The following is a 12,335-nucleotide window of genomic DNA, read 5'->3' as shown; positions in this document are numbered from 1 at the left end:
GAGGGTGCCCGGCCGGGCGGAGACCGTCCGCCGTCACGGCGTCGGGCAGGAGGTGGCCTTCTGCTTCTCCTCCTCGGTCAGCGTCGGCACGTCGGTCTGCTGCGGGGCGGCCGGATCGGCCGGTGCGGTGGTGGCGGGAGCCGAGGGCGAGGGCGAGGCCGCCGGCGCCGGGGCGACCCCGGCGTGGCTGAGCGCGGCGCTCGGCGAGGCCGCCGCCGAGGGCGAGGCCGAGGCCGAGGCGCCGGGCTCGGGAGCGGCGGAGGGCGCCGTCGTCGCGCCCTGGGAGACCTTGCGGCAGACCGCGGCCTGCTCCTGCAACTGCTTCGCCTTGTCGGTGGCGTCGGTCAGGCTGGTGGCCGTGATCGTGTTGCTCACGTGGGTGCGCTGGTCCTGCGGCAGGAACTTGACCTGGACGTCGCCGAAGGACTCGTGCACGGAGGAGAGGCTCAGCCCGGCCAGGCTCTGGTTGACGCCCTGGAACACCGCGACGTGGTCGCCGTCCACGCCGACGTAGTACTGGTCCTGGGTCCAGCGCCAGCCGAAGTAGCCGGCGCCGGCGAGCAGGCCCAGGGTGACCACGGCGATGATCGAGCGCTTCGCCCACCTGCCCTTGCGGGGGGCGCCCTCCTCGTCGTCCTCCGGGCCGTAGCCGGCGGGCTCGGTGGCGCCGTAGGCGCCCTCGTAGCCCTCGGCCGGGCCGAAGCCGCCGGGTGCGGCGCCGTAGCCGCCCTCGTAGCCCTCGGCGGGGCCGAAGGCGCCCTGCGGGGGGCGGCCGAGGCCGGCCGCGCGGCCGGCCGGGGTGTTCAGGATCGACTGGTCGGCGGCCGTGGACGAGGGCGGGGTCTCGGCGACCGCGCCGACCACCACGGGGACGTCCCGGTGCTGACCGCTGAGGGTGTCGGTGGCGCCGACGTCGATCACGTCCGCGACGATGCAGGTGATGTTGTCCGGGCCGCCGCCGCGCAGGGCGAGCTGGATCAGCGCCTGGACGGTCTGCTCGGGGGAGTAGAAGCTCCCGAGCGTCTCCTCCAGCGTCTGGTGGCTGACCGGGCCGGAGAGGCCGTCGGAGCAGATCAGGTAGCGGTCGCCGGCGCGGACCTCGCGGATCGACAGGTCGGGCTCGACCTGGCCGCGGCCGTCCAGCGCGCGCATGAGCAGGGAGCGCTGGGGGTGGGTCTCGGCCTCCTCCGGGGTGATCCGGCCCTCGTCCACCAGGCGCTGCACCCAGGTGTGGTCCTGGGTGATCTGGGTCAGCGAGCCGTCGCGCAGCAGGTACGCGCGGGAGTCGCCGACGTGCACCATGCCCATCCGCTGGCCGGTCCAGAGCATCGCGGTCAGGGTGCAGCCCATGCCCTCCAGCTGCGGATCCTCGTCGACCATCTGGCGCAGCCGGTCGTTCGCGCCCTGGACGGCGTCGCCGAGCAGGGTCAGCAGGTCGGCGCCGGGCACGTCCTCGTCGAGACGGACGATCGAACCGAGGACCTCGGAGGAGGCGACCTCGCCGGCCGCCGCCCCGCCCATGCCGTCGGCCACGGCCAGCAGCCGCGGGCCGGCGTAGCCGGAGTCCTCGTTCCCCTCCCGGATCAGTCCCTTGTGGGAGCCGGCGGCGAAGCGCAGTACGAGGCTCATTCCCCCGCCTCGTTTCGCATCGCGGCTTCGCCGGGCGCGGAGCTCACAGTCCTCCCCCACCCTCCGGCCGGGGTCGCCCCCGTGCCAAGCTCGCTCCTGGCCTCCGTGCCCCGACTCCGGGCGTCGCCACGACCACGGCCCGTTCCACGGGAACGGTCGCGCACGGCGGCGACAGCGGTGCTGCCGCCGTCCCGGCCGGTCACGGACGGGATGTTCTCCCTCATGCGCTACTACTTCCGCAGTTCGATGACGGTCCTGCCGATACGGATCGGCATGCCCGGCTGGAGCGGCGTGGGCGCCGTGAGGCGCTGCCGGTCCAGATAGGTGCCGTTGGTGGAGCCTAGATCCTCCACCGTCCACTGCCCAGTCTGATCCGGGTAGATCCTGGCATGACGGGAGGACGCGTAGTCGTCGTCCAGCACGATGGTGGAGTCGTGCGCCCGGCCCAGGGTGATCGTCTGCCCCTGCAGCGCGACGGTCGTGCCGGCCAGCGAACCCTGCACCACCACCAGCTGGGTGGGGGCGCCCCGGCGCCGCGCGGGGGCGGCGGGCGGGGCCGACTGGCCCTGCGCCTGACCGGGGCCCTGGGCGGGCCGGCCGGGTGGCGCGGTGCCCGGTCCGGCCTGCGCGGTGGCGGCCCGCCGGGAGGAGCGCGGGTTGATCTTGGTGCCGAAGAGGTCGCTGCGGATCACCTGGACCGCGACGATGACGAACAGCCACAGCACGGCGAGGAAGCCCAGCCGCATGACCGTCAGGGTCAGTTCTGACATAAGTGGCCCGCTTCTACCCTTCGACCTGTCGGTAGACGATGGTGGTGGAGCCCACGACGATTCGCGAGCCGTCGCGGAGCGTAGCGCGCTGGGTGTGCTGTCCGTCCACCACGATGCCGTTGGTCGACCCGAGGTCGAGCACCATCGAGGGGGTGCCGGGGCGGATCTCGGCGTGCTTGCGGGACACCCCGGGGTCGTCGATGCGCACGTCGGCCTCGGTGGAACGGCCCAGGACACAGGCGTTCCCGGTGATCTGGTGCCGGGAGCCGTTGACCTCGATCCAGCGCCGCACCGCCGTGCCGCCGTGACCCGCGCCGGGGAACGGGCGGACGTTTCCGCCCGCCGCGGGCTGGTGCGAGGGCGGCGGGGGCAGGGTGGGCGGCATGGTCGGGGCCTGCGGAGGGGCGTACGGGGCCGGGGCCGGCTGCTGCTGCCACGGCGCACCGGGGGTGGCCGCGGCCGGCGGGCGGCCGTAACCGGGCTGGCCGCCCGGGGACTGCGGGGACTGCTGCTGGAACTGCTGGGGCTCCTCGGCGGCCAGCGTGCGGCTGCGCACCCGGTACAGGCCGGTGTCGAGGTCGTCCGCCTTCTCCAGGTTGACCTGCAGCGGTCCCATGAAGCTGTAGCGCTGCGCCTCGGCGTACTCGCGCACCATGCCGGCCAGCTCCTGGCCCAGCTGGCCGGAGTAGGGGCTGAGGCGCTCGTGGTCGTGCGGGCTGAGCTCCACGATGAAATCGTTGGGCACGACGGTGCGGTCGCGATTCCAGATGGTGGCGTTGTTGTCGCACTCGCGCTGGAGCGCACCGGCGATCTCCACCGGCTGGACCTCGGACTTGAACACCTTGGCGAAGGTGCCGTTGACGAGACCCTCAAGCCGCTGTTCGAACTTCTTCAGGACTCCCACGGGGCACCCCCTTCCTAGGGCTCGGTTCGCTTGTCCGCGGAACGGATCGCGGAGATCCGGTCGCGCCTACTTGCGGTACTTCCGTACTGATCGTATCCACGCCCGGGCCATCCGTACGGTTCCCGGACCGCGTCGTACCCGGGGGTGGGGTTGCGCACACCGCGTCCACCGCCGGGCCCCGCGCCGGCCCGCGCCGGTCGCCGCCATGGCAGGGCTACCCGGCTGTGGCCCGGCTCATCCCTCGCTCGCCTGTTCGCGGGGCAGCCGTTCGGATGCGGTCCGCTTCCGGGAGAGGTTCCGGGTGATCTTGGAGGGGCGGTGCGCGGGCGGCCCGGGGAAAGGGATTCGGAGGTAGCCCCGGGGGCGTGCTAATGTTTTGCATGTCGGAAGGGGCGCCCGCAAGGGAGCCGAGCCGAAGGCCAGCGAAACACCGGAGACGGCGCGGAGCGGGTCGGAGGATGGGCTAGCATCTACGACAACACCCATGCGCGGGTGGCGGAATAGGCAGACGCGCTGGATTCAGGTTCCAGTGCCCGAAAGGGCGTGGGGGTTCAACTCCCCCCTCGCGCACAGCGAAACCCCGCAGATCTTCGGATCTGCGGGGTTTTTTTGTCGTGCCGCCAGTCGTGCCGCCAGTCCTTCCGCCGGCCGGGCCGACGGAGGGCGGCCACCCTGCGGCCGGGCCCTTCGCGCCGGCCCGGCCCGGAGCTTTCTCAGTCGCGGGTGGCCGGCAGATCCGCGCGGACCTCGAAGCCGCCCTCGCCGGTCGGTCCGGCGGTCAGGGTGCCGCCGAGCAGTTGCGCCCGCTCGCGCAGGCCGACCAGCCCGTGGCCGCCGCCCGGCAGCGTTCGCTCCCCCGTCACCTCCGGGCCCGGCGCCTCCGGGCGGTCCGGCGGCGGTCCGTTGCGCACCTCGACCCGAAGCCGGGCCCCGACGGCCGTGACCCGGACCCGGACGGGCGCCTCGGGCGCGTACTTCGTGACGTTGGTGAGCGCCTCCTGCACCGTGCGGTAGGCGGCCCGCTCGACGGCCTCCGGCCAGAGGCGGTCGTCGGCCCGGATCTCGCTCTCGGCGGCCAGCCCGCTCTCCTCGATCAGCCGGCCCAGATCGGCGAGCCGGGGCTGCGGCGCGAGCGGTACGTCACCGCGGGCCCCGGCGGCCCGCAGCACCCCGACCATCTGGCGCAGCTCCTCCAGGGTGCGGACGGACAGCTCGCGGATGGTGCGGGCGGTGGCCACGGCGGCGGGGTCGCCGCTGCTGACCTGGAGGGCGCCGGCCTGGATGCTGATCAGACTGACCTGGTGGGAGACCACGTCGTGCATCTCGCGCGCCAGCCGGCCGCGCTCGCTGGTCAGGACCCGCTCCGCCAGCAGCCTGCTCTCCCGCTCCTGGCCCCGGGTCAGCTCGTCCAGCCGGGCCGCGAGTTCCCGCCGGGTACGGGCGAGCAGCCCGAGGGCCGCCGGTCCCGCCGCGAGCATCACGCACTGGATCGCGTACAGGGCGTTGTCCCGGTCCAGCGCCAGCGGGTGGTCGGCGAGCGGCCAGTGGAAGAACTCGACGAGGGCGAAGACGGTCGCCCAGAGCGCGCTCACCCCGACCCTGGCCCGGTGCGCGGCCACCGAGTACACCGCGGTGACCGGCGCGATCCAGATGTAGTCGAGGAAGCTGCCCGGCAGCGTCAGCAGCAGCACCAGGACCGGCACGCGCCGCCGCAGCAGCAGCGCCGCGGCTGCCAGGACGGACAGGCCGTTCTCCCACCAGGAGGCGTTTTTGGCCACCAGCGCGGCGTCGACCAGGGAGAACAGCACCGGCAGCAGCAGCATCAGCCAGGGAGCGGTCAGCCGGGCGCGCCGGCGGCCCGCCGCGGCCGGGCGGGCACCGGCCGCTGTGGTGGTCACACGTCCCCGCGGTGCCGCGGACCGGCCAGGCCCGCCTGGTGGGCCACCACGGCGGCCTGGACGCGGTTGACGGCGCCGAGCTTGCCCAGGATCGCGGAGATGTGGTCCTTCACGGTGCCGGTGCCGAGGAACAGCCGGTCGGCGATCTCCGCGTTGGACAGGCCCTCGCCGAGCAGTGCCAGCACGTCCAGCTCGCGGCCGGTGAGGGTGCGGGTGCGCGCGGCGGCCTCGGCGTCCGGTCCGCCGCCGTCGACGTATCCGCCGATCACGGTGCGGGTGACGGCGGGGGAGAGGATGCTGCCGCCCGCCGCCAGCACCCGGACGGCGTGCACCAGCTGCTCCGGAGCGGTGTCCTTGAGCAGGAAGCCGGCCGCTCCGGCCCGCAGCGCGGTGCCGATGTACTCGTCGGTGTCGAAGGTGGTGAGCATCGCGACCGCGGGCGGCTCCGGCAGCGCCCGCAGCAGCCGGAGCGCGGAGATGCCGTCCAGGTCGGGCATCCGGATGTCGAGCAGCACCACGTCGGGGCGCAGCCGCAGCACCTCCTCCTCGGCCCGCAGCCCGGAGCAGTCGCCGACCACCTCCAGATCGGGGGCCGATCCGACGATCAGACCCAGGCCGGAGCGGACCAGGATCTCGTCGTCCACGATCAGCACACGGGTCGTCGCCATGGGTCCCTCCTCGGGTCGGGTCGGTGCGGCCGGGAGCGGGCCGCCGTGGGGCCGGCCGGGCCGCCGGGGTGGGCGGGGGTGTGCCGGGCGCGCTCCGAGCCTAGGCCCTGGCGCCGGGCCCCGGCCCGGCGCGGGCCGCCGGGGCCGGCCCCGGGCGGCCACCCCCGCCGAACGGCGGGGGTGGGAATCCGCTGCCCGGTTCATGAATTTCTCATCCCTGGTGGGCCACGATGGTAGTGAGCGGCACCTGCCGGCGTCGGCCGGGCGGGATGCCACCCAGGCGAGGGCGGCCTGTGCGGACGGGCCGGTGCCGATGTGCGGCACGGACACCCGCGCCGACGGCCGGTGCGAACGCCCGGCGCCGGTGCCCGGTGCCCGGTCGTGCGGATGCGCCCCACCATCTGATCGTTTGGAATAGAGCTGTGTCGTCCACTGTGAAGCCGGAGCCGTCCACCGCACCACCCGTCGAGGGCCGGACCGGACTTCTCGCACGCTGGCGCCCACGGGCCGCGGCGGCGACGGTCTGGTACCTGCGCCTGTTGGCCCTGCTCAACCTGGTGACCGTTCTCGCGGTGCCCTTCCGGGACCAGGTGCAGGACCACAACGAGGGGGAGTACTTCACCCCGTACCTCATGACGGCCGGGCTGAGCTCGGTCGTCCTGTCGGTCTTCCTCGCCGTCGCCATGCGGCGGCGCAAGCGGGCCGCCTGGATCTTCAACGTGGCACTGGGAGGCGTGACCTTCCTGGTGTACGTGCTGCTGATGGCGCTGCCGGAGGACGGCTACGACTACGTCGGGCACCCGTTCAACTGGTTCTCCATCACGCTGACCGGCCTGTTCCTGCTGTCGCTGCTGGTCAGCCGCAAGGAGTTCACCTCCAAGGGGGACCGTTCCAACCCCAAGACCGCGGCGGCGACCTTCGTGGCCGGGCTGCTGGTCGGCGCGGGCATCGGATCGTTCCTGGTCTGGCTGAACAACAGCCTCACCGGCGCGCAGTTCTGGGATCTGTTCCGCTACTCGCTGGGCCGGATGGTCACGGTCGCGCCCTCCCAGCACCTCGATTCGGTGATCTCCGTGTCGACCTGGGTGAACGCCGTCATCAACGCGATGAGCGCGGTGCTCTTCCTGCTGGTGATCTACGTGGCGTTCCGCAGCCCGCGGGACAAGGAACTGCTCACCCCGGAGGACGAGGCCCGGCTGCGGGCCCTGCTGGAGCGCCAGGGCGAGCGGGACTCGCTCGGCTACTTCGCGCTGCGCCGGGACAAGGCGGTGGTCTTCTCCCCCAGCGGCAAGGCGGCGGTGACGTACCGGGTGGTCGGCGGGGTCTCGCTGGCCTCGGGCGACCCGATCGGTGATCCGGAGGCGTGGCCCGGGGCGATCGACGCCTGGCTGACCGAGGCCCGCGAGCACGCCTGGGCGCCGGCCGTGATGGGCGCCTCCGAGGAGGCCGGGGTGATCTACGCCCGGCACGGCCTGGACGCGCTGGAGCTGGGCGACGAGGCGATCGTCGAGCTGGACGAGTTCTCGCTGGACGGCCGTGCGATGCGAGTGGTCCGGCAGGCGTACAACCGGGTCAAGCGAGCCGGGTACACCGTACGGATCCGGCGCCACGACGACGTTCCCGAGTGCGAGATGGCCGAGCTGGTCGAGCGGGCGGACCACTGGCGGGACGGGGCCACCGAACGCGGCTTCTCGATGGCGCTCGGCCGGCTCGGCGACCCCGGCGACGGACGCTGCGTGATGCTGGAGTGCCATGACGGGGACGGCGAGCTGAAGGCGCTGCTGAGCTTCGTGCCCTGGGGGGAGAAGGGCCTTTCGCTGGATCTGATGCGCCGTGCGCGCGACACCGAGAACGGCCTGATGGAGTTCATGGTGATCGAACTTCTCCAGCGCGCGGAGGAGGTCGAGCTGGAACGGGTCTCGCTGAACTTCGCGATGTTCCGCTCGGTCTTCGAGCGCGGATCGAAACTGGGCGCGGGGCCGGTTCTCCGGTTGTGGCGCTCGGTGCTGGGCTTCTTCTCCCGCTGGTGGCAGATCGAATCCCTCTACCGGGCCAACGCGAAGTACCGCCCGATCTGGGAGCCGCGCTATCTGCTCTTCGAGAAGAGCAGCGAGATTCCGCGGATCGGCATCGCCAGTGCCCGCGCCGAGGGATTCATCACCGCACCGAGCCTGCCCGCTCTGTTCCGTCGCCGACACGCCCGTTCCGCAGTCGCGGGTCCCCGGGTGCCGGTGGCGGAAAGCAGTGGGAAGGGGTAGACCCTCCGCCGGGGGGCGGAGGGCGGCCACGACCGCCCCGCGGGGCGGGCCGTCGGGATTGGCGGCCCGCCGAAAGGCATGCCCGGAACCGTCCGGGCCGAATGACCGGGTAGTCCCGTGGATGTAACCCGAATGACGGTGCTCCGGCCGGGAATCTCCCACTTGAGGATGACAGTGGTTCGGCACAAATGCCGATGAGGATTCATCTGCCGCCTTCTAATGTTGAGTGGTGGTAGAGGTTCGGGGAGTATCGGAAACGGAGCGACGACTGTGATGGAGAGGACCCACGCGGGGGGCGTGCGAAAGGGGCCGTGGGCATCTGCCCGACGGGCCGTTGTCGCAGAGTGGGGGCCGCTGGTCGGGATCGTCCGGGAGCGGGTGGCGCGAAAGCGGCTCGCGGCCGTTCCGGTGGCCACGGCGGCGACGTTCCTCGTCCTGTTGTTCAGCGTCGTCCAGCACGTGCCAGGGGGGGAGCGATTCGTCACCCACGTCGGCGTGGTCAAGGCCTCGCTGCCGCTGGGCGTCTCGCTGCTGCGCACCCCGCTGTCGCTGTACGTGCCCGCGCTCGATCTGCCGGTCTGGGGCGCGCTGGTCCAGGTGTTCCTGGTCTTCGGGGTCGCCGAGATCGTGCTCGGGCGCCGGCTGACCCTGCTCATCGCGTACGCCTGCACCCTCGCCGGGACGCTCTTCGCCCGGTTCGCGGTGGCGATCGGGCCGGATCACCTCTTCGGTTTCCCGCGCTGGGTGGCGCACGTGCGCGACACCGGACCGTCCGCCGCCGTGGTGGCGCTCGCGCTCTGCGTCGCGTTCCGCTGCCGGGCCTGGTTCACCGGTGCCGCCGTGCTGGCGGTGATGGTGGGGGAGGCGGTCGTGCTGCCGAACCTGGCCGGCCTGGAGCACGTGGTCGCGCTGCTGGCGGCGGCACTGATCGCCGCCGCGGTGGAGGTCTTCGGGGACTACTGGCCCCGGGTGCTGGCCGGGGTCGCGGCCGCCACCAGCATCGCGGCGGCCGCCTCGCGGGCGTCGGACGCCCGCCGGCACGCCTCCGCGGTCAGCCCCTGATCCGAGGCCGCCGTCCGGCCCGGCTGCCGCTCCGTCGCCGGCCCCGGTCGCCGGCCCCGGCCGGGGGTCAGTCGCGGGCGGCCCGCGGCAGCGGCAGCTCGAACCAGACCACCTTGCCGACCGCCTTGCGGGCCGAGCCCCAGCGTTCGGCCAGCTTGGTGACCAGGTTCAGCCCCCGGCCGGTCTCGCCGAGCTCCTCGGCGGGCTCCAGCGAGGGCAGGTTGTGGTTGTCGTCGCTGACCTCCACCAGCAGCTTGTCCACCCGGATCAGCTGCAGCCTGACCCGGTCCCGGGCGACCCGGACGGCGTTCGTCACCAGCTCGCTGACCAGCAGCTCGGTGGTGTCGGCGATCGCCTCCAGGTGCCAGGCGGCCAGCTGCTCGCGGACCAGCGCGCGGGCCCGGCGCACCTCGGCGGTGTCCACCGCGAGGTCCCAGGTGGCGACCTCGCTGGGGGCGACCCCGTCGAAGCGGGCGACCAGCAGGGCGACGTCGTCCTTGCGGTCGTCCGAGTGCAGCCGGTCCAGGACGACGTCGCAGGCCTGCTCGGGGGTCTGCTTGGGGTCGATCAGATTGCCGCAGAGCGCGGCCAGCCCGGCTCCTATGTCACTGCCCCGGACCTCGACCAGACCGTCCGTGCAGAGCACCAGCATCGACCCGTCCGACACGTCGATCTTCTTCGCGACGAACGGCACGCCGCCGACCCCGATCGGTGCTCCGGCCGGGATCTCCAGCAGTTCGCCGGTGCCGTCCGGGTGGACCAGCACCGGCGGGACGTGGCCGGCACTGGCCAGCTCGCAGGTGCGGTTGATCGGGTCGTAGACCGCGTACAGGCAGGTCGCCAGATGGTCGTCGCCGAGCTTGTGGGCCAGGTTGTCCAGGTGGCGCAGCAGCTGGCCGGGCGGGAGGTCCAGGGCGGCCAGGGTCTGCATCGCGGTACGGAAACGGCCCATCGCGGCGGCCGAGTGCAGGCCGTGGCCCATCACGTCGCCGACCACGAGGGCGACCCGGCTGCCGGGCAGCTGGATCGCGTCGAACCAGTCCCCGCCGACCTCCGCCCGGGGGTCGCCCGGCAGGTAGCGGTGGGCGATCTGCACGCCGGGGATCCGCGGCGGGCGGGTCGGGATCATCGACCGCTGCAGGGTGGTGGCGACCCTGGCCTCGGCGCGGTGCAGGCGGGCGTTGTCCAGCGAGAGCGCGGCGCGGGCGGCCAGCTCCTTCAGGGTGGCGGCGTCGCCCTCGTCGAAGCAGGCGCGGTCGGGCAGCCGCAGCAGCTTCAGGATGCCGATCACGTTGCCCCGGGCGGCGAGCGGCAGCACCAGCATCGAGCGGCCGGTCACCACGGGGACCAGCCCCGGGCCGCCCAGCGAGGCGGCGTAGTCGACGGCGACGTCCGGGCTGATCACCGGGACCAGCACCGGCTGGTTGAGCTGCAGTGCCATTCCGGGCGGGGTGCTGCGCGGCATGGCCAGCAGGGCGCCCTCCTCCAGGACGTGGTCCCACTCCCCCGCCACCTCGTTGAAGGTGCGGGCGACCCGGCGCAGCATGGTGTCGTCGTCCGGGCGGGCGGCGGGCAGCTCGGCGTCGGAGATCAGCCCGTCCAGCAGGTCGACGCACGCGAAGTCGGCGACCCGGGGGACGAGTACCTGGCAGAGCTCACGGGCGGTGGCGTGCAGGTCCAGCGTGGTGCCGACCTTGCCGCCGACCTCGTTCAGCAGGGCGAGCTGCTCGCCCGCCTGGCCGTTGGTGAGGATCGGCACGGGCTGGCCCGTCGGGGAGCCGCCGACGGCTCCGGCCGGGGCCGGCGCGGGCCGGGGGAGGTGACCGTCGGTGGTGGGCTGGGCGGCGGCCGGCTCGATGGCGACGCCTCCTTCGGGCGGGGCCGGTGCGCCGGCCGGTACGGACGGGTCGGGGGCCGTGGTGTCCTGGGCGGCCGCGTCGGGCCCGGTGGCACGGGCGGCCTCGCGCTGGCCCGGTACGGAGCCGGGGCCGGTGGACGGCACCACCCGCAGTCCCGGCACGGCGCCGTTGCGGAGGGCCGGCCCGCCGTTGTCGCCGCGCCGCCCCGCGCCCACGGCGTCCGCCCTGGCCTGGCCGAGGCGGGCGGCGCGCTGCTGGGGGGTCGGGTAGCGGCGGCCGAGACCCGCGGCCGCGCGGGCCGTGCCGGCGGCCGGCGGCTCGTACGGCAGGACGGGCAGGGTCGTCGTCGGGTCCACCCGCAGGGCGGGCAGCCCGGCCCGGACGAGTTGTGTCAGCAGCCGGCTCCGGCGTTCGGGCGAGGCGTGGGGCAGCAGTGCGGCCAGCCGGCCGGAGGAGCCCTGGCCGGGCGCGGTGAAGATCGCGCCGAGTCGCTTGAAGCCGCCCTGCGCGGTGGCGGTGGCGGCGTAGGGCAGCAGGCGCTCGCCCACCGCGATCCGGGGGCCGCCCGAGCGGAGCGGGCGCGCGTCCGCGGCCAGCGCCAGCAGGCTGCGTCCGGCGGGCTCGATCAGCGGGTACGCCCACCAGAGCACGTCGCGCTGGCGCTCCTCGCGGTCGGTGACGGTCATCGCCCCCGCCCAGGGGGTGTCCAGCTGCGTGAGGTCGTCCAGGGTGTCGAAGGCGTCGCAGCGCCGCCCGGCGGGTGCTCGGACGAGGCCGTGGCCGGGAAGGGCCCAGGCGCCGGTGCGCGGCTCGACGGCGGGCAGCAGCCCGGAGGCGGCGCGGCCGTGCGCGACCTCGGCGCGGTGGCCGAACAGCTCCTCGGCCGCCCGGTTCCACTGGACGATCCGGCCGTCCTCGTCCACCAGTACGGCGGCGAGCCGGAGGAGGGCCGCCACCCCTGACGACGGGTCGTCCCGGTCGGCGGTCGCGTCCAGGGCTGCTGCTGCGGGCGCGACGGCGCCCGGACTCGCTGTCGGGTTGGGCTCGTCCACCATGGATTCGATCTGCTCCCGCCTGGCCGCCGCGCCTGAGAGGTGGCCCGTCTGTGTGGTGGGGCGGCGTGCTCTGCCGGTTCCAGCGGTTCCAGCGAAGCACGGAGAGGGTCTGGACTGAAAGCTAAACGGTGAGATTCCCAAGTATCGGTTGCGTGTCACCCAGCGTGCGCCGTCACGTACATCCTGTCCACCCGATTGGAGCAAGGCGCGCGCGGTACGCTGGCGGACCGGA

General features: G+C 73.8%; 8 protein-coding genes and 1 tRNA gene. 3 read left to right on the top strand and 6 right to left on the bottom strand.

Annotation, left to right across the window (positions count from 1 at the left end; translation table 11 throughout):
- Positions 1–33 precede the first annotated feature (33 nt).
- The 3 genes from OG823_RS16665 to OG823_RS16655 form a co-directional block, all read right to left on the bottom strand.
- Complete coding sequence (locus OG823_RS16665) at positions 34–1,629, bottom strand: PP2C family serine/threonine-protein phosphatase (protein ID WP_371480355.1); 1,596 nt, start codon at positions 1,627–1,629, stop codon at positions 34–36.
- Between the two features lie 230 nt (positions 1,630–1,859).
- Positions 1,860–2,399 carry an FHA domain-containing protein gene (locus OG823_RS16660; RefSeq protein WP_371480354.1) on the bottom strand — a complete coding sequence of 180 codons (540 nt, stop codon included), beginning with the start codon at positions 2,397–2,399 and terminating at the stop codon, positions 1,860–1,862.
- 13 nt (positions 2,400–2,412) lie between these two features.
- On the bottom strand, positions 2,413–3,303 hold the full coding sequence (locus OG823_RS16655) for an FhaA domain-containing protein (RefSeq protein WP_371480353.1): 891 nt from the start codon (positions 3,301–3,303) through the stop codon (positions 2,413–2,415).
- 486 nt (positions 3,304–3,789) lie between these two features.
- Between OG823_RS16655 and OG823_RS16650 the strand changes: the two genes are divergently transcribed.
- A tRNA-Leu gene (locus OG823_RS16650) sits at positions 3,790–3,873 on the top strand.
- Positions 3,874–4,016: 143 nt separating this feature from the next.
- Here the strand turns inward: OG823_RS16650 and OG823_RS16645 are convergent.
- Positions 4,017–5,201: a sensor histidine kinase gene (locus OG823_RS16645; protein ID WP_371480352.1), complete on the bottom strand. Its 1,185-nt coding sequence runs from the start codon at positions 5,199–5,201 to the stop codon at positions 4,017–4,019.
- Positions 5,198–5,869 (bottom strand): response regulator, encoded by a 672-nt coding sequence (locus OG823_RS16640; protein ID WP_371480351.1) that lies wholly within the window; start codon positions 5,867–5,869, stop codon positions 5,198–5,200. Before OG823_RS16640 ends, OG823_RS16645 begins: the two co-directional genes overlap by 4 nt.
- A gap of 269 nt (positions 5,870–6,138) precedes the next feature.
- Here OG823_RS16640 and OG823_RS16635 point away from each other — a divergent pair, with 269 nt between their 5' ends.
- Entirely contained in the window at positions 6,139–8,127 is a 1,989-nt protein-coding gene (locus tag OG823_RS16635) for a phosphatidylglycerol lysyltransferase domain-containing protein (protein ID WP_371480350.1), read from the top strand.
- 378 nt (positions 8,128–8,505) lie between these two features.
- A complete protein-coding gene (locus OG823_RS16630) occupies positions 8,506–9,189 on the top strand; it encodes a hypothetical protein (RefSeq protein WP_371480349.1) in 684 nt (227 codons plus the stop codon).
- Positions 9,190–9,256: 67 nt separating this feature from the next.
- On the opposite strand, the gene OG823_RS16625 is transcribed toward OG823_RS16630, so the two are convergent.
- A complete protein-coding gene (locus tag OG823_RS16625; protein ID WP_371480348.1) occupies positions 9,257–12,103 on the bottom strand; it encodes a SpoIIE family protein phosphatase in 2,847 nt (948 codons plus the stop codon).
- Positions 12,104–12,335 lie beyond the last annotated feature (232 nt).

The sequence above is a fragment of the Kitasatospora sp. NBC_00315 genome (assembly GCF_041435095.1).
Classification (GTDB): Bacteria; Actinomycetota; Actinomycetes; order Streptomycetales; family Streptomycetaceae; genus Kitasatospora.
This window is presented reverse-complemented; position numbering and strand designations above follow the sequence as displayed.